This is a genomic window from Streptomyces tatrensis (genome assembly GCF_049310065.1).
In the GTDB taxonomy this organism is placed as follows: Bacteria; Actinomycetota; Actinomycetes; order Streptomycetales; family Streptomycetaceae; genus Streptomyces.
This window is the reverse complement of sequence record NZ_JBMDLB010000011.1, coordinates 213,555-230,616: the sequence shown is the minus strand read 5'-3', so window position 1 is coordinate 230,616 and position 17,062 is coordinate 213,555. Positions and strand designations below refer to the sequence as shown.

General features: G+C 72.7%; 16 protein-coding genes. 15 read left to right on the top strand and 1 reads right to left on the bottom strand.

All coding sequences use genetic code 11. The features are described from left to right. Nucleotides 1–14: 14 nt before the first annotated feature. The 15 genes from ACODT5_RS16735 to ACODT5_RS16665 all read left to right on the top strand — a co-directional run bounded on the left by ACODT5_RS16735 (nt 15) and on the right by ACODT5_RS16665 (nt 16,391). Nucleotides 15–1,772, top strand: coding sequence for a class I adenylate-forming enzyme family protein (locus ACODT5_RS16735; protein WP_422520089.1), 1,758 nt, complete (start codon nt 15–17; stop codon nt 1,770–1,772). Nucleotides 1,773–1,844: 72 nt separating this feature from the next. After that, complete coding sequence (locus ACODT5_RS16730; RefSeq protein ID WP_422520088.1) at nt 1,845–2,861, top strand: methyltransferase; 1,017 nt, start codon at nt 1,845–1,847, stop codon at nt 2,859–2,861. Next, nucleotides 2,858–4,786, top strand: a complete 1,929-nt coding sequence (locus ACODT5_RS16725; protein WP_422520087.1) for an FAD-dependent monooxygenase — start codon at nt 2,858–2,860, stop codon at nt 4,784–4,786. The genes ACODT5_RS16730 and ACODT5_RS16725 overlap by 4 nt, the downstream gene beginning before the upstream one ends. Beyond that, a complete protein-coding gene (locus ACODT5_RS16720) occupies nt 4,787–6,475 on the top strand; it encodes an FAD-dependent monooxygenase (protein WP_422520086.1) in 1,689 nt (562 codons plus the stop codon). It abuts the gene before it with no gap. Beyond that, the gene (locus ACODT5_RS16715; RefSeq protein ID WP_422520085.1) at nt 6,472–8,436 is read left to right on the top strand and encodes an FAD/NAD(P)-binding protein; all 1,965 of its coding nucleotides are present in this window, start codon (nt 6,472–6,474) and stop codon (nt 8,434–8,436) included. The genes ACODT5_RS16720 and ACODT5_RS16715 overlap by 4 nt, the downstream gene beginning before the upstream one ends. Then, on the top strand, nt 8,433–9,911 hold the full coding sequence (locus ACODT5_RS16710; protein WP_422520084.1) for a nitrosuccinate lyase: 1,479 nt from the start codon (nt 8,433–8,435) through the stop codon (nt 9,909–9,911). The genes ACODT5_RS16715 and ACODT5_RS16710 overlap by 4 nt, the downstream gene beginning before the upstream one ends. Next, the gene (gene metK / locus ACODT5_RS16705) at nt 9,911–11,119 is read left to right on the top strand and encodes a methionine adenosyltransferase (protein ID WP_422520083.1); all 1,209 of its coding nucleotides are present in this window, start codon (nt 9,911–9,913) and stop codon (nt 11,117–11,119) included. Before ACODT5_RS16710 ends, metK begins: the two co-directional genes overlap by 1 nt. 99 nt (nt 11,120–11,218) lie before the next feature. Further along, the gene (locus ACODT5_RS16700; RefSeq protein WP_422520082.1) at nt 11,219–12,202 is read left to right on the top strand and encodes a carbohydrate kinase family protein; all 984 of its coding nucleotides are present in this window, start codon (nt 11,219–11,221) and stop codon (nt 12,200–12,202) included. 35 nt (nt 12,203–12,237) lie between these two features. Then, nucleotides 12,238–13,107 (top strand): methylenetetrahydrofolate reductase [NAD(P)H], encoded by an 870-nt coding sequence (gene metF, locus ACODT5_RS16695; protein WP_422524939.1) that lies wholly within the window; start codon nt 12,238–12,240, stop codon nt 13,105–13,107. Nucleotides 13,108–13,139: 32 nt separating this feature from the next. Next, on the top strand, nt 13,140–13,574 hold the full coding sequence (locus tag ACODT5_RS16690) for a nuclear transport factor 2 family protein (RefSeq protein ID WP_422520081.1): 435 nt from the start codon (nt 13,140–13,142) through the stop codon (nt 13,572–13,574). A 73-nt stretch (nt 13,575–13,647) separates the two neighbouring features. Beyond that, nucleotides 13,648–14,379: a 2OG-Fe(II) oxygenase gene (locus ACODT5_RS16685; protein WP_422520080.1), complete on the top strand. Its 732-nt coding sequence runs from the start codon at nt 13,648–13,650 to the stop codon at nt 14,377–14,379. Nucleotides 14,380–14,431: 52 nt separating this feature from the next. Continuing rightward, nucleotides 14,432–14,947, top strand: coding sequence for a methylated-DNA--[protein]-cysteine S-methyltransferase (locus tag ACODT5_RS16680; protein WP_422520079.1), 516 nt, complete (start codon nt 14,432–14,434; stop codon nt 14,945–14,947). 13 nt (nt 14,948–14,960) lie between these two features. Continuing rightward, nucleotides 14,961–15,677 (top strand): 2OG-Fe(II) oxygenase, encoded by a 717-nt coding sequence (locus ACODT5_RS16675; RefSeq protein WP_422520078.1) that lies wholly within the window; start codon nt 14,961–14,963, stop codon nt 15,675–15,677. Between the two features lie 4 nt (nt 15,678–15,681). After that, nucleotides 15,682–15,948, top strand: a complete 267-nt coding sequence (locus tag ACODT5_RS16670; RefSeq protein WP_422520077.1) for an Ada metal-binding domain-containing protein — start codon at nt 15,682–15,684, stop codon at nt 15,946–15,948. Beyond that, nucleotides 15,945–16,391 (top strand): hypothetical protein, encoded by a 447-nt coding sequence (locus ACODT5_RS16665; protein WP_422520076.1) that lies wholly within the window; start codon nt 15,945–15,947, stop codon nt 16,389–16,391. The genes ACODT5_RS16670 and ACODT5_RS16665 overlap by 4 nt, the downstream gene beginning before the upstream one ends. Here ACODT5_RS16665 and ACODT5_RS16660 read toward each other — a convergent pair. Beyond that, a complete protein-coding gene (locus ACODT5_RS16660; protein ID WP_422520075.1) occupies nt 16,362–16,895 on the bottom strand; it encodes a hypothetical protein in 534 nt (177 codons plus the stop codon). The genes ACODT5_RS16665 and ACODT5_RS16660 overlap by 30 nt on opposite strands. Between the last annotated feature and the right edge of the window lie 167 nt (nt 16,896–17,062).

The window sequence follows — 17,062 nt, the reverse complement described above, 5'->3', positions numbered from 1 at the left end:
AGAAAGGCATACGGATGCACATCTTCAGGACCCAGCGGTCCGCCGTACAACGCCTGCGGCTGACCCTCGACCGGCGTCTGGGGGCCGGCAACTTCTTCTGGCACGCCTGGGAGGTCGCCGCCGACCGGGACCGGCCGCTGCTCTTCCACCCCGACGTCACCTCCGACACGTGGGACGAGGGCGAGCTGCCCGGGTACTCCCTCAACGACATGCGGATCATCGTGATCCGGTACGCCCACTGGTACCGCACCCACGGAGTGCTGCCGCACACGCACGTCGGCGTCCACACCCGCAACGGCATGTACGGCCTGCTGCACCACATCGCCATCACCAGCCTCGGCGCGGTCGCCGTGCACTGCAACCCCAACATGGCCACGGTGACGGCCGCCGAGTACTTCCGGCGCACCCGTACGACGGTCCTCGTCGGCGACGCCGACCTGCTGGCAGGATCCACCGGCGTCTGGGACAAGGCCGGTACGGCCGCGCACAAGAACATCCTGACCGAGGACATCCGGCGGATCGACGAGACCGCGCCGCGCCCCTCGGCCGCGATGCCCGGCTTCCCGTACGAACACCGGGGCGACGACCTGGTGATGATCTCGCACTCCTCAGGGACGACGGGACGGCCCAAGGCCCCCGTGTTCACGCACGATTCCTTCTTCGACGGCAAGCGCGAGCGGCTGTGGACCTTCCCCTCGCTGCGCTCCGACCGCATGCTCACCGCCCTGCCGCACAGCCACTCGGCGGGCATCAGCTACCTCACCATGGCGCTCCTGCTGGGGATCCCGGCCCTGGTCCTGGACGGGGCGGACGGAGCCTCGACGGCCCGGGCGATCAACCGCTTCCGCCCCACGTTCGTCCTGGGTTTCCCGCTGACCCTGGCCGAGATCGACGTCACCCAGGTGACCCCGTACGCGGCTCAGTCCATCCACTCCTGGAACGGCATGGGCGACGCCTCGCACGAGCGGCACATCCGCCCCCTGACCTCGCTCGGAATCCGCCGCGAAGGGCGCCGCCGACTGGCGGGCTCGCGGTACGTCGACGGGCTGGGCTCCTCCGAGATGGGCATGGTCCTCTTCCGTACGGTCCACACCCCGCAGAGCGCCGGGTACGGCCGGCTCATCGGACGCCCCGTCAAGGCCGTGCTGGACGCTGCCGTCCTCGACGAACGGGGCACCCCGGTGCCCGACGGCGAGCCGGGCCTCCTGGGCGTCCGCACGCCCAGCGTGACCCCGGGCTACTGGGACGACCCGACCTTGGGCCGGGAGTCCCTGGTCAACGGCTACTTCCTGACCGGCGACGTGGTCCGGCGCGATACCGACGGCAACTGGTACCACCTGGACCGCACCCCCGACGTGATCGCCGCCGACACGGGGCCCGTTCACAGCCTCCCGCTCGAAGAATCGGTCCTGCTGACGACGCAGGCCCTCGACGCGGCCGTCGTCGCCGTCGAGGACCCCGACCACCCGGGCTCGTCCCTGCCCGCCGCCGTCGTGCTGTTCCGCGACGACCTGGTGCGTTCGCCGCGCTGCCTGCTCGACCAGTGCAACGTCGCGCTGGCCCGCAAGGGGCTCGCCCCGCTGGCCGCACTCATCGTGGCGGCCGACCGCGGCGCACTTCCCACGGGGCCGACCGGCAAGGTCCTCAAACGCGCCCTGCGCGAACGGCACGGAGAGGTCCTGCACCACCCGGCCGGGGCGGACACGGCGCACGATCACGAGCCTGCGCTCCGGCCACCGCTGCCGGCCGGGGCAGCCGCGCATTCCGAGTAGCCCGGGCCGGGACCGCCATGTCCCGGCCCCACCCACCTCCGCACACGAACCGACACCGAAAGGCTCCGACACATGGCCGACGGGCATCCCGCGCGTCGCGTGGTGGACCTCCTCACCGGCGCCTGGCAGGCACAGGCGCTCCACGCGGCCGCCGTACTCGAAATCCCCGACCACATCCACGCCGGCCGCACCACCACCGCCGAACTCGCCGAGGCGACCGGCTCCGGGACGGACGGGATCGAACGCCTGATGCACCTCCTGACCGCCATGGACGTCTTCACGGGCGGCGGAGCCGAGGGCTACCGGCTGACCAACGTCAGCGATCTGCTGCGCACGGACCACGAGCGTTCGATGCGGGACATGGCGGTGATCTACGGCGAGGAGTTCCACCGCGCGTGGGGCGCCGTCGTGCCCGCCGTCCGCACCGGGATCTCCGGGTTCGAGCACACCTTCGGCACCACCCTGCGCGGGCACCTGGCGGCGGACGCGGGAGCCGCCGCCAAGTTCCAGCGGGCGATGAACGCCGGGAACGTCTTCTTCCAGGACGTCCTGGACTCCTACGACTTCGACTCCGCCCGCACCGTCGTCGACGTCGCGGGCGGCGGCGGCATGCTGCTGTCCACCGTCCTCGGCGCCCACCCTGATCTGCACGGGGTGCTGTTCGACCTACCGCACGTCGTGCCCGTGGCCGAGGCCCACCTGACGAGCACGCTCGGGCCCGGCCGGCACCGAACGGTCGGCGGGGACGTCTTCGAAGAGGTCCCCGCGGGCGGCGACGTCTACCTGCTGTCGCGGGTCCTGCAGGACTGGGACGACGCGCACGCGGTACGCCTGCTCTCCTCGATCCGCGCCGCCATGTCCGACGGGGCCCGGCTGCTGATCGTCGAGCGGGTCATCCCCACCGACGGCACGGCGCTCCTTCCGCTGCTGTGGGACCTGCACCTGCTGATGGCGGCGGGCGGCCGGGAGCGCACCCTCGACGGCTACCGGACGGTGCTCGCCGCGGCCGGCCTCCGCCTCGAATCCGTGACTGAACTGGCCCTGGAGACCAGCCTGCTGGTCGTGGCACCGGCGAAGGAAGAACGATGAACGCACACGCCCGGCCCGGCGCGGCCGCCGACCGCCGCGTCCCCGTCCTGATCGTCGGAGCAGGCGGCTCCGGACTCACCTCCTCGCTGGCCCTGTCCGGCCTCGGCATCGAATCGCTCCTTGTGGAACGCCACCCCTCGACGTCGCTCCAGCCGAAGGCGCACATCCTCAACGCCCGCACGATGGAGATATTCGAGCACCTCAAGGTGGCCGAGGACATCTACCGCGAGGGCTCGCCGCCGGAGAACAGCGGGGCGATGGTGTGGCTGTCCAGCCTCGGCGGGGACGAGCCGTACGACCGCAAGGTGCTGCACCGTACGAGCGCGTTCGGCGGCGGCGAACTGGCCGCCCGCTACGCGAAGGCCTCCGCGCAGCCGCACGCCAACCTCGGCCAGCGCTGGCTGGAACCGCTGCTGCGCCGGCACGCGGAGGAACGCGCGCCCGGCAGCCTGCTCTTCCACCACGAACTGCTCGACCTCGCCGAGGGCGAGGGCGAGGACGAGGGCGGGGACAGGGAGGGGATCACCGCGACCGTGCTCGACCGCGGCACCGGCGAGAGCTTCCGCGTGCGCTGCTCGTACGTGATCGCCGCGGACGGCGGCAAGACGGTCGGGCGACTGCGGGACGACGTCGAGATGGAGGGCACCCCGACCTTCCTCGAGTGGATCAACCTCCACGTCCGGGCCGACTTCTCGCCGTTCATCCCGTACGACGACGCCGTCGTCAACCGGGTGTCGAGCCTCTCGCAGGACGGCACCCTGGAGCACTGCGGGGTGGTGCCCATGGGACCGCGCCGCTGGGGCCGCCACTCGGAGGAGTGGACGCTGATGTTCTCGCGCCCGCCGGGGGCCCGGGGAGCCGCCGAACTCGACGACGAGACCATCGTCAAGATGGTGCGCGGCACGCTCAAACTGCCCGACGACCACCCCATGGAGGTCGAGAGCATCAGCCGCTGGCCCGTCGAGGGAACCGTCGCACGCCACTTCCGCTCGGGCCGCGTCTTCCTGGTCGGCGACGCCGCCCACCGCCACCCGCCCTCGGGAGCACTGGGCCTGAACACCGCGGTCCAGGACGCCCACAACCTGGCGTGGAAGCTCGCCCTGGTCCTGCGCGGCCATGCGGACGAGCCCCTGCTCGACAGCTACGACGCCGAACGCCGCCCGGTCGCCGTCCGCGTCGTGGAGCGCGCGCTCTTCTCCCTCTTCAACCAGATCGCGTTCACCGCGGGCACCGGCGTGGTGCAAGGGGCCCGCCCGGAGTGGAACCGCGCCCAGATGACCGCCCTCTTCTCCGACACCCCGGACGGCGAGACCCGCCGCGCCGTCCTGCGCGAGTACTTCGACACCAACCGGATCACCACCGCGCACCTCGGCCTGGAGATGGGCTACGACTACGCCGACGCCGGCCGCGTCACCCCCGACGGAACCCCCCGCCCCCGGACGGACCCACTGGGCCTGCACTACCCGCAGACCGCCCGGCCCGGCTCCCGGCTGCCGCACGCCTGGCTCCACCGGGAGGGCCGGCGCGTCTCCACCCACCAGCTGCACACCGCACCCGGATCCTTCCTGCTGTTCGCCGGCGCCCACGGCCGGGCCTGGCTGGAGGCCGCCGAGCTGCTGGCCCGCCGCCACGGCCTCCGCATCGACGCGTACGCCGTCGGCTCCGGCGACGGGCTCGAGGACGCCGACGGCGATTGGCACCGACTGCGCGGCCACGACGAGGACGGAGCCGTCCTGGTCCGCCCCGACGGCTTCGTGACGATGCGCCTGCTCTCCGCGTGCCCCGATCCTGCGCAGGCGCTGGATGAAGCCCTCCTCACCGCCCTCGGGCGCACACCGGGCGCCCCACGCGCACCGGGCACCCCACCGACACCGGCCGCCGGCACGACCGGGCGGACGAGCGCCGGCGCGAAGGGGCGGTGCTAGATGGACGTCACCTCCGCCGTGCACACCCCCGTCGCGATCGTCGGCGGGGGACCGGTCGGCCTGATGCTGGCCCTGTTCCTCGACCGCCACGGCGTCCGCTCCACCGTCTTCGACGCGGCGCACCACCCGTACGGCGAGCCGCGCGGCAACACCCACAACGCGCGGACCATGGAGCACTACCGCCGCCTGGGCATCGCGGCGCCGATCCGCAGACTCGGCCTGCCCGTCGAACACCCCGCCGACATCGCCTACTTCACCCGCTACGACGGCCACGAGCTGGCCCGGCTGCCGCTCGCCTCCCGGAGCCGGCGCATGAGCCAGACGGCAGGCGCACCCGCCACCGACCAGACACCCGAGCCGGTCCACCGTGCCAACCAGATGTACGTCGAGCGGTTCCTGTACGAGCACGTCCGCACCCGCCCCCGCATCACCCTGCGCCTCGGCCGCACCGTCCACGGCCTGCGGCAGGACAAGACCCAGGTCGTCCTGAGCACCGAGGACGCCGAAGGCCGCACCGAGCACACCCGGGCGCGCTACGCGGTGGGATGCGACGGCGGACGCAGCTTCGTACGCCGCTCCCTCGGAGTCCACTACGAGGGCCCCGGCTCGCTCGACCAAGAGGTGCTGGGGCGCCGGGCCACCGCCGCCCACCTGCGGCTGCCCACCTTCCACACGGACGTCATGACCGGCCCGCGCGCCTGGAGCTACTGGGCGCTCAACAGCGAACTCGTGATGAACCTGATCGCCCTCGACGGCGCGGACGAGTTCTTCCTGCTCACCAGCTCCGTCGACCCCGACACCGCCGACCCCGGCCGGCTCACGGACCTGGTGCGCCGGGCCGCCGGCACCCCGTTGCCCGTGGAGGTCCTCGGCCACCGGCCCTGGACCCCGGGCGCGGCCCTGGTCGCGCAGCGCTTCACCATCGGCCGGGTCCTGCTCGCCGGGGACGCCGCGCACCTGTTCACGCCCAACGGCGGGTTCGGGATGAACACCGGCGTCGACGACGCCGCCAACCTGGCCTGGAAGCTCGCCGCGGTCCTCCAGGGCTGGGGCGGCCCCGGCCTGCTCGCCACCTACGAGGCGGAACGGCGCCCGGTGGCCCTGCGCAACACCGCCGCGGCCCGCGAACTGAACGCGGGACTCGGCTCCATCGACCGACCGCCCGCCCTGGAGGAGGACGGCCCGGCCGGGGAAGAGGCCCGGGCCAGGGTGGGCGCCCTGCTGCGCGACTACGGGGAACGCACCCATTCCCTCGGCGTCCAGCTCGGAGCCCGCTACGACGGCTCGCCCATCGTCGCCCGTGACGGGGAACCCCCGGCGGACTCGTGGGGTACGTACACCCCCTCCGGCGTCCCCGGCGGCCGGGCCCCGCACCTGTGGCTCGACGACTGGCACGGACAGGGCAGCTCGCTGTACGACCGGTTCGGCACCGGCTGGACCCTGCTGCGCCTCGGCGGCGGCGCACCCGACAGCAAACGGCTGGAGGCCTCCGCCCACGGGCTCGGCATGCCGCTGTCCGTCCTCGACGTGGACATCCCGGAAGCCCGGGACCTCTACGGGCGGGACCTCGTGCTGATCCGTCCCGACCAGCACGTGGCCTGGCGCGGCAACAGGCTCCCCACCCACCCGGGCGAACTCGTCGCCCAACTGACCGGCTCGGGGCGGGCCGGGGCGAGGGAGGCGGCATGAGCGGCACCACCGCGCTGGCGGTCTGCATCGTCGGGGCCGGTCCGCGCGGCCTGTCGGTGCTGGAGCGCATCTGCGCCAACGAGCGCAAGTCCGCCGCGCACGGCTCGGTCGTCATCCACCTCGTGGACCCCTATCCGCCCGGCGCCGGCCGGGTCTGGCGCACGGACCAGTCACGGCTCCTGCTGATGAACACCGTCGCCTCCCAGGTGACGGTCTTCACCGACGGGACGGTGGAGATGGACGGGCCCGTGGACCCGGGGCCGAGCCTCCACGAGTGGGCCCGCACCGTCGTGCCCTGCGACGACACCGGCGCGTACGACGAGGCGACCCGCGCGGAGGCACTGCGCCTGGGCGCCGACGACTACCCCACCCGCGCCTTCTACGGCCGGTACCTGGAATACGCCTACCGCCGCGTGACGCGGGAAGCGCCCACCCACTGCACCGTCGTCGAACACCGCACCCGCGCGGTCGCCCTGGAGGACGACGGTCCCGCCCCCGGCGGCGCGCAGACGCTCACCCTCGCCGACGGCACCCGCCTGGCCGGCCTGGACGCGGTCGTGCTCGCCCAGGGCCACGTACGGGGACGGCCGTCGCAGAAGGAGGCCGAGTGGTCGCGGAAGGCCGCCGCCCACGGCCTCGCGCACTTCCTCCCCGCCAACCCGGCGGACCTGGACCTCTCCGGGGTCACAGCGGGACGGCCGGTCCTGATCCGGGGCCTGGGCCTGAACTTCTTCGACCAGATGGCCCTGCTCACCCACGGCCGCGGCGGCACCTTCGTCCGCCGCGCCGGCCGACTCCGCTACCTGCCGTCCGGGCGGGAGCCGCTCGTCTACGCCGGTTCGCGGCGCGGCATCCCTTACCACGCGCGCGGAGAGAACGAGAAGGGCGCGCACGGCCGTTACGAGCCCAGGCTCCTGGACCCGGACACGATCCGCGCACTGCGGCGCCGCACCCTCGAAGGCGAGCGGGTCCACTTCTCCACCCACCTGTGGCCGCTGATCGCCAAGGAGGTGGAGAGCGTCTACTACGAGACGCTGCTGATCTCCCGAGGGCAGGCCGAGCGGGTCCCGGCCTTCGCCGAGGCCTACCTCGCGGCGCCCGGCAAGGCCGCCGAGCGCGAACTCCTCGACGCCCACGGCGTCGAGGAGGGCGCCCACTGGGACTGGGACGTGCTCGCACGCCCCGCGGGCTCCACCCGCTTCACCGACCGCGCACACTTCCGCCGCTGGCTCCTCGACTACCTGGCACGGGACATGCGGGAGGCCGCCGCGGGCAACGTCAGCGGCCCGCTCAAGGCGGCCCTGGACGTCCTGCGCGACCTGCGCAACGAGATACGGCTCGCCGTGGACCACGGCGGACTGGAGGGCAACTCCTACCGCGACGACCTGCAGGGCTGGTACACGCCCCTGAACGCCTTCCTCTCGATCGGCCCTCCCGTCTCCCGCATCGAGGAGCTGCACGCGCTCATCGAGGCCGGAGTGGTCGAGATTCTCGGACCCGGCCTGGAGATCGCCATCGAATCCGACGGCCCGGCTCCCGCGTTCGCGGCCCGCTCCCGGAGCGTGGACGCCGAACCGGTACGCGCGCCCGTGCTCATCGAGGCCCGGCTGCCGGAGCCCGACCTGCGGCGGACCGGCGACGCCCTGCTCCTCCACCTGCTGCGCACCGGCCAGGCCGTCCCGTACCGGCTGGAGGGCAGCTGCGGCACCGTGTACGAGTCCGGCGGACTGGCCGTCACCCAGCGCCCGTACCGGACCGTGGACGCGCACGGCCGCGCCCATCCGCGCCGCTTCGCCTACGGCGTGCCCACCGAGGCCGTGCACTGGGTGACCGCCGCCGGGATCAGGCCGGGCGTCAACTCGGTGACCCTCGGCGACTCCGACTCCATCGCCAGGGCCCTGCTGGAACTCGCCCCGTACCGGCCCCTCCCCGCGGCCGGCCTCCTGGAGGTACGCACATGACGGATCGGGCCGATCACTTCGACGGAGGGCCCGACGCGGGACTCCTTTCGCCCGTACGGGTGGGCACCCCGGTCGAGGAAGCCGTGGGCGAGCGGGCCTGGATCCAGGCCATGCTCGACGCGGAGGCGGCCCTGGCCCGGGCGCAGGCCCGGCTGGGCACCGTCCCGCCGGCCGCCGCACAGGCCATCACCGCCGCCGCCCGGGCGGAACGGTTCGACCCGCGGGCCCTGGCCGTCGCCGCCCGGGAGACCGCCAACCCCGTGGTGGGCCTCGTACGGGCCCTGACCGACCTGGTGGCGGCCGAGGATCCGGCGGCCGCCGAATACGTGCACCGCGGCTCGACCAGCCAGGACGTGCTGGACACCGGCGCGATGCTCGTGTGCGCCCGCGCCCTGCACCTGATCGGCGCCGACCTGGCACGCACCGCCGAGGCCCTGGCCGTTCTCGCCGAGGAGCACGCGGACACCGTCATGGCGGGCCGCACCCTCGCCCTGCACGCGGTCCCCACCACCTTCGGCCTGAAAGCGGCCGGCTGGCGGCACCTGATCCTGGACGCCGCGGCGCGGATCGCCGTCGTACGCGCCTCCCTGCCCGTCTCCCTGGGCGGCGCGGCCGGCACCCTGGCCGGCTACCTGGAGTACGCGACCCCGGCCCCGGACCGGTCCCCGGCGGACGCCTCCACCCTGGCGGAACCCCCCGGCCCCGAGGCCTACCCGGCCCGGCTGGCCGACGCCTTCGCCGCCGAAACCGGGCTGGCCCGACCCGTGTTGCCGTGGCACGCGCTGCGCACACCGATCGCCGACACGGCGGCCGCGCTCGCCTTCACCACGGGCGCGCTCGGCAAATTCGCGGTCGACGTACAGGTGCTGGTCCGCACGGAGATCGGCGAGGCCGCCGAGCCCGCCGTCACCGGCCGGGGCAGCTCGTCCGCGATGCCCCACAAACGCAACCCCGTGCTCTCCACCCTGATCCGCAGCGCCGCCCTCCAAGTCCCGCCCATGGCAAGCGCGCTGACCCAGTGCCTCATCACGGAGGACGAGCGTGCCGCAGGCGTCTGGCACGCCGAATGGCTGCTGCTGCGCGAGTGCCTGCGGCTGGCGGGCGGCGCCGCCTGGACGGCCGCGGAGCTCGCCCGGGGGCTGACCCCCGATCCGCGGCGCATGCTCCGCAACCTCGCCCTCACCGGCAGCCAGGTGGCCACCGAGCGCCTGGCCGCGGCCCTGACCCCCCGGCTGGGCCGGACCCGCGCCAAGGACCTCCTCTCCGCGGCCTCGCTCACCGCCGACCGCGAGAACCGTCCGCTGGCCGACGTACTGCGCGAACTGCCCGAAGTGTCCCGACACGTCACCGACGAGGAACTGAACCGCCTGCTCGACCCCACCACCTACACCGGCGCAGCCCGGGCACTGGTCTCCCGCGCGCTCTCCGAGCCGCCACCGCCCGTACCGCGTCCCGACAAGCCGGAGGAAATGTGATGTCCCGCCGCCTGTTCACCTCGGAGTCCGTGACCGAGGGCCACCCCGACAAGATCGCCGACCAGATCAGCGACTCCATCCTCGACGCCCTGCTGCGCGAGGACCCCGCCTCCCGCGTCGCCGTCGAGACCCTGATCACCACCGGCCTCGTGCACATCGCGGGCGAGGTCACCAGTCTGGCCTACGCGCCGATCGCCCAGCTCGTGCGCGAGAAGATCCTGGAGATCGGCTACGACTCGTCCGCCAAGGGCTTCGACGGCGCCTCCTGCGGAGTCTCCGTGTCCATCGGTGCCCAGTCTCCCGACATCGCCCAGGGCGTCGACACCGCGTACGAGAGCCGGGTGGAGGGCGATGAGGACGAGCTCGACCGGCAGGGCGCGGGGGACCAGGGCCTGATGTTCGGCTACGCCACGGACGAGACGCCCAACCTGATGCCCCTGCCCGTAGAAGTGGCGCACCGCCTGTCCCGGAGGCTGACCGCAGCGCGCCGCGACGGCTCGATCCCCTACCTGCGCCCCGACGGCAAGATCCAGGTCACCATCGAATACCAGGGCAGCCGACCCGTCCGCCTCGACACCGTCGTCGTCTCCTCGCAGCACGCGGCGGACATCGACCTGGAGAAGCTGCTCACTCCCGACATCCGCGAGTTCGTCGTCGAACACGTCCTGCGCGACCTGGCAGAGGACGGCATCAAGCTGGACACCGACGGCTACCGCCTGTTGGTCAATCCGACCGGCCGTTTCGAGGTCGGCGGCCCGATGGGCGACGCCGGCCTGACCGGCCGCAAGATCATCATCGACACCTACGGCGGCATGGCCCGCCACGGCGGCGGTGCCTTCTCCGGCAAGGACCCCTCCAAGGTGGACCGCAGCGCCGCGTACGCCATGCGCTGGGTCGCCAAGAACGTGGTGGCCGCCGGTCTGGCTTCGCGCTGCGAGGTCCAGGTCGCGTACGCGATCGGCAAGGCCGAGCCCGTCGGTCTGTTCGTGGAGACCTTCGGCACCCACAAGGTCGACGTCCGGAAGATCGAGGACGCGATAGCGGAGGTCTTCGACCTGCGCCCGGCCGCGATCATCCGCGACCTCGACCTGCTGCGCCCGATCTACGCCCAGACCGCCGCCTACGGCCACTTCGGCCGCGAACTCCCGTCCTTCACCTGGGAACGCACCGACCGCGCCGAGCAGCTCAAGGCCGCAGCCGCCCGGTGACGGCTCGCCTCCGGCGCCGTTCCCCTCCGGCGCCGTTCCCCCCATCCGGCCAGACCCCGCCGACAGCGTGAGCCGGCCCCAACCAGCCCAGGAGAACACGTGCGCATCGCAGTCACCGGTTCGATCGCCACCGACCACCTGACGGTCTTTCCCGGCCGGTTCCGCGACCAGCTGATCCCCGATCAACTCGACAACGTCTCACTGTCGTTCCTCGCCGACACCCTCGAGGTACGACGAGGCGGCGTGGCGGCCAACATCGCCGTGGGCCTGGCCCGGCTGGCCCTGACCCCCGTGCTCGTCGGCGCCGCCGGCCAGGACTTCGCCGACTACGCCGCATGGCTGCGGAACAACGGCGTGGACACCGGATCCGTACGGGTGAGCACCACCCTGCACACGGCCCGGTTCATGTGCACGACCGACGCCGACCACAACCAGATCGCCACCTTCTACGCCGGTGCCATGGCCGAGGCCCGGCACATCTCCCTGGCCACCGTCGCCGAACGCACCGGAACCCCCGACCTGGTGGTCATCGCCCCCAACGACCCCGAAGCGATGCTCCGCCACACCGACGAGTGCCGCCGGCTGGGGATTCCCTTCGCCGCCGACCCCTCGCAGCAGCTCGCCCGGCTCGACGGCGACGAGACCCGGCGGCTGATCACCGGCGCCCGCTTCCTCTTCACCAACGCCTACGAGGCAGCCCTCCTCCTCCAACGCACCGGCTGGAGCCGCGAGGAAGTCCTCGCCCGCGTCGGCACCTGGATCACCACCCTCGGCGCCGACGGCGCACGCCTCGAAACCCGCGACGGCCGACCCGACCGGATACCGGCCCTCCCCACACCCACCCCGGCCGACCCCACCGGAGTGGGCGACGCCTTCCGGTCCGGTTTCCTCGCCGCGATCGCACGCGGGGTGCCCGCCGCGACAGCCGCCCGGCTGGGCTGCGCCCTGGCCACCCTGGTCCTCGAATCGATCGGCACCCAGGAGTACAAGATCGTGCCGGCGGACCTCCTCCACCGCATCGCCCACACCTACGGACCCGACGAAACCGCTGTCCTGGAACCGATCCTGACGGACCTGCCGTGACGACGCCGGCTCCCGCCCCGCTCGCCGCCAAAACCCTGCGGGAGCACCTGGACGCGGGCCTCCCCTCCTTCTCCTTCGAGTTCTTCCCACCGAAGACCGAGAAGGGACACCGCACCCTGTGGGAGGCCGTCCGCCGGGTCGAGGCCCTGTCGCCCACCTTCGTGTCGGTCACCTACGGCGCGGGCGGTTCCTCCCGGGACCGCACCATCGAGGTCACCCGGCGCATCGCCGCCGAAACCACCCTGCGCCCCGTGGCCCACCTGACCGCCGTCGGCCACTCGGTGGCCGAACTGCGCCGGATCGTCGGCCGCTACGCGGACGCGGGCATCCGCGACGTCCTCGCCCTGCGCGGGGACCCGCCGGGCGCCCCCGGCGCCCACTGGACTCCCCACCCGGACGGCCTGACGCACGCCCACGAACTCGTCACCCTGGTCCGGGAACTGGGCAGCTTCACGGTCGGAGTCGCGGCGTTCCCCGAACGCCACCCCCGCTCGCCCTCCTGGGCCGAGGACATCCGGCACTTCGTCGCCAAATGCCGAGCCGGCGCCGACTACGCCATCACCCAGATGTTCTTCGACGCGGACGACTACCTCCGGCTGCGGGACCGGGTCACGGCGGCAGGCTGCGACACGCCGATCATCCCCGAGATCATGCCGGCGACCGACTTCCGCCAGATCCGGCGATTCGCCGAACTCAGCGACGCCCGCTTCCCGGACGCCCTCGCCCGGAAACTCGAAGCGGCGAAGGACACCCCGGCGACCGGCCACCGCATCGGCGTCGAGCACGCGACGGCCATGTCCGACCGGCTCCTCGCCGAGGGCGCCCCGGGCCTGCACTACATCACCCTCAACAAATCCACCGCGACCCTGGAGATCCACCAGAACCTCGGCATCACGCGGCTGTAACCCCCCACCCGCTCCCCTTCGTTAGGGGACGAGTGACCACCACCAATCCGAGCACGACCGAAACCCTGACCCGGTTCTACGCCGCAGAGACGGCCTACATCGCCGCGGGCGGCCCGGGCCGGGCCGGCTTCGAGGAGATCGCCGCCTGCCTCCACCCGCAGGTGGTGCTGCACCAGGCCCCCGGGCTGCCGTACGCGGGTGACTGGCGCGGCCCCGACGGCATCGAGCGGTTCATGGCGGTCATGGGGGAGGCCTGGCAGTCGGTCGAGTTCCTGGAGCAGCACCGGATGATCGACGGCCCCGATGTCGTCGTCACCAGCCGCGTCCGGTTCGTGGCCCGCGCGTCCGGCCGCGCCCTGGAGACCAGGATCGTCCAGCTGATGTCCGTACGGGACGGAAGGATCACCGAGATCCGCCCCTTCTACTGGGACCCGACGGCGGTGGCCACCGCACTGCGAACCCCCTGATACCGGCTCCCGGAACGCGACGTCGGAAAGCCGCCAGCACTGCGGCAGCCCGGCGCCGAGCATGGGAACCACCATGAACCTTTCCACACCGAGTACCCGCACGCGCACGACCGCTCCCGGCGCACTCGACCGGGACGAGCTGTTCCGGCAGCTGAACACCGACGGCGTGGCCCTCACCCCGCCCCTCCTCGACCGCGAGCAGTGCCGGGAGATCGCCGCCCTGTTCGACGAGCCGCGGCTGTTCCGCTCCACCGTGGTGATGCAGCGCTACCAGTTCGGCCGCGGCTCCTACAAATACTTCGCCGACCCCGCGGCGGTCCCGCTGGTGGGCCGACTGCGCGAGGAGTTGTATCCCCTCGTCGCCTGGATGGCCAACCAGTGGGCCCCGCAGCTGAAGGAGCGGAGCTACCCCGCCACCCTCGACGAGCTGCTCGCCGAGTGCGCGGCCGGCGGCCAGTCGCGGCCCACTCCGCTCATCCTGCGCTACGACAAGGGCGACTACGCCTGCCTCCACCAGGACGTCTACGGAGACATCGTCTTCCCCCTCCAGATCGCCGTCATGCTCAACGAGCCGGGCGAGGACTTCACCGGAGGCGAGAACGTCTTCGTCGAACAGCGCCCCCGCTCCCAGTCCCGGGCGCTGGTCGTCAAACCGTCCCTCGGACAGGGAATGATCTTCCCGGTCCGGCACCGGCCCGTCCGCGGCGTCCACGGCTTCCGCCGCCACCCCATGAAGCACGGCACCAACGCCGTCGACTGGGGCCGCCGCACCGTACTGGGCCTGATCTTCCACAACGCCCGCTGAAACAGCCGCTGAAGCGCCCGCTGAAACACCCGCTGACGAAATGGAAAGCCCGATGAAACTCTTCACGAGGACCGAAAGCCCCCTGGGCACCCTCCTCCTGGTCGGAGAGCGATCCACCCGCACCCCGGACGCCCTCACCCTGGTGACCCTGGCCATGCCGGACAGCCGCAACACCACCGCGCCGCACGCCGAGTGGCGGCACGATCCCGAGGCCTTCACCGGGGTGATCGGCCAGCTGGCGGAGTACTTCGAGGGCCGGCGCACCCGCTTCGAGGTGAAGTACGCCGCCGGGGGCACCGAATTCCAGGAGCGCGTCTGGGGCGCCATCGACACGATCCCGTACGGCACGACCACCACCTACGGCGCCCTCGCCGAGCGCCTCGACGTCCCCCGCGGCCAAGTACGCGCCCTGGGCGCTGCGATCGGAGCCAACCCCCTCCTGCTGCTCCGCCCCTGCCACCGCGTGATCGGAGCGGACGGCACCCTGCGCGGCTACGCCGGCGGCGTCGACCGCAAAGTCGCCCTGCTCACCCACGAGGGCGCCCTCCAGCCGATGCTCACGACCTGAACGAAAGAACCCGATGAAGCCCCAGAACTCTCCTCACCCCCTCGAGACGGCGGACTGGAAGGCCCTCGCCCAGGAACTCGACACCTACGGCTGCGCGCTGACACCGCAACTCCTCGACCCCGCCGAGTGCCGCGGCCTCACCTCCCTCTACGAGGACGCGCAACGCTTCCGCACCACCATCGACATGGCCCGCTACCGCTTCGGATCCGGGGAGTACCGCTACTTCACCCACGACCTCCCCGAACCCGTGGCAGCCCTGCGGGCCGCGCTCTACCCCCACCTCCTCACCATCGCCCGCGACTGGGCCGCACGCCTGGGCCGCCCCGCACCCTGGCCGGACACGCTCGACGAGTGGATCGCGATGTGCCACGCGGCCGGTCAGGACCGCTCGGCACAGATCCTGCTGCGCTACGACGAAGGCGACTGGAACGCCCTGCACCGCGACCTCTTCGGCGACATGGTCTTCCCGATGCAGGTCGTCATCGGCCTCGACGCCTACGGCACCGACTACACCGGCGGCGAGTTCCTGCTCGTGGAACAGCGCCCGCGCGCCCAGTCCCGGGGCACCACGACCCCGCTGCCCCAAGGCCACGGCCTGATCTTCACCACCATGGACCGCCCGGTGGGCACCAAACGGGGCTGGTCCGCGGGCGCCGTACGCCACGGCGTGAGCACGGTCCGCAGCGGCCGCCGCCACGCCCTGGGCCTGGTCTTCCACGACGCGGCCTGACCGGGTGTACCGGCTGACCGGGGCCGACGGCCGCCCGCACCCGTCCCCCACCCCGGGCCGGCTGGGCGGCCACCGGGGCGCACGCCTCTACGGACGCCTGGACTGCCCCTCGGCCCTGCGGGCCATCGCCCGCGGCGGCTACGTCCCGTACCGCGTCTTCTTCGCCGACGAACCCACCGCCCGGGCCGCGGGTTACCGCCCGTGCGCCCGCTGCCTCCCGCAGCAGTACTCCGACTGGAAGACCACCCGGAGAAACGGAGCCCAGGAATGAAGAGATCGCCCCTGCTCGGTCCGGCCGAGGCAGCTGCCCATGCCGCGCTCCCACCCCCCGCCCCGCACACCGAGGCCGAACTGGCGGCCCTCGTCACCCTCGTGACCCGATCCGGGGCCAGGACGGTGGTCATCGGCCACAGCCGCGACAGCGCTTCGGCCGCCGCCGCGTCGGCCTTCGCCACGGCCTGGCGCTCCCGCGGCGGCGAAGTCCTGGACACGGTCACCTGGCCGGAACGCGCCGCATCCTGGCTACGCCCGGCCCGCCGCCTGACGGCGCCCGCCCCCGACGCATGGGTGATCGCCGCAGCCCCTCTCGGCTGGGCCCAGATGACCCGCCGCCTGGTCCACAGCACCCCCTGGATCCCGTCGCGGACCTTCGCCTTCGACGGGCAGGGGTGGGCGGCGCCGGTTTCATCGCGCCGAGCCGGCCAGGGAGGGTGAAGGGGCGAAGTGGATCTTCTGGGCGCCCTTCCCGTCGCCCTTCCAGTCGAGGAACAAGATCACGTCGGTGAAGAGGCGGTGCCGGTTGGACCAGCTCGAGGAGTAGGCCGCGGGGGTCGTGGACCCGTCCTTCGTCCTGTTGAGTGCCTGGGCCAGGTCGGTGCGCCTGGTGACGGCCAGACCGCCTCCGACGATCATCGCCGTCACCTCGACGTACGTGCCCGTGGCGTGGAATACGGGTCCCGGGCTGGTGGAGGCTTCAGGCAGATCCCATGAGAGCGTCGCCCAGTGCCGGATGGTGTCGCCGGATTCGGTGACACAGGCTTTGACGGTGAACTTCCAGTTGTCGGGCCAGGCTCCGCTGTAGGCGGGGTTGTCAACGGTCTTGGACGACACCTTGCACCGCTCCACGGCATGCGCGGGGCTGACCCCCGCCGCACCCGCGATGACGGAGGCCGTCACAAGTACCGCCGAGAGCCGCCGGGCGGGGGATGTCCTGAGCATGGGGTGCGCCTCCAATGGTCGAGTGACCAGGTCAACGAGACGGCACCGAGAAGGAAGCGCGGCCAACGTCCTTACCTCGGCCCCCGCCGGCCGGCGGGGGCCGGACCCGCACCGGCCTCCGCGCGCCGCCCCGGACCCTCGGCGGGCAGCCGGCACTTGTCGTACGT

Bases quoted from the DNA above. Each gene is read 5' to 3' on its own strand.
- ACODT5_RS16710 (WP_422520084.1), top strand. From the start codon at position 8,433: ATGACGGATCGGGCCGATCACTTCGACGGAGGGCCCGACGCGGGACTC.
- ACODT5_RS16685 (WP_422520080.1), top strand. From the start codon at position 13,648: ATGAACCTTTCCACACCGAGTACCCGCACGCGCACGACCGCTCCCGGC.
- ACODT5_RS16660 (WP_422520075.1), bottom strand. From the start codon at position 16,895: ATGCTCAGGACATCCCCCGCCCGGCGGCTCTCGGCGGTACTTGTGACG.
- ACODT5_RS16680 (WP_422520079.1), top strand. From the start codon at position 14,432: ATGAAACTCTTCACGAGGACCGAAAGCCCCCTGGGCACCCTCCTCCTG.
- ACODT5_RS16675 (WP_422520078.1), top strand. From the start codon at position 14,961: ATGAAGCCCCAGAACTCTCCTCACCCCCTCGAGACGGCGGACTGGAAG.
- metK (WP_422520083.1), top strand. From the start codon at position 9,911: ATGTCCCGCCGCCTGTTCACCTCGGAGTCCGTGACCGAGGGCCACCCC.
- ACODT5_RS16730 (WP_422520088.1), top strand. From the start codon at position 1,845: ATGGCCGACGGGCATCCCGCGCGTCGCGTGGTGGACCTCCTCACCGGC.
- ACODT5_RS16665 (WP_422520076.1), top strand. From the start codon at position 15,945: ATGAAGAGATCGCCCCTGCTCGGTCCGGCCGAGGCAGCTGCCCATGCC.
- ACODT5_RS16720 (WP_422520086.1), top strand. From the start codon at position 4,787: ATGGACGTCACCTCCGCCGTGCACACCCCCGTCGCGATCGTCGGCGGG.
- ACODT5_RS16715 (WP_422520085.1), top strand. From the start codon at position 6,472: ATGAGCGGCACCACCGCGCTGGCGGTCTGCATCGTCGGGGCCGGTCCG.
- ACODT5_RS16725 (WP_422520087.1), top strand. From the start codon at position 2,858: ATGAACGCACACGCCCGGCCCGGCGCGGCCGCCGACCGCCGCGTCCCC.
- ACODT5_RS16735 (WP_422520089.1), top strand. From the start codon at position 15: ATGCACATCTTCAGGACCCAGCGGTCCGCCGTACAACGCCTGCGGCTG.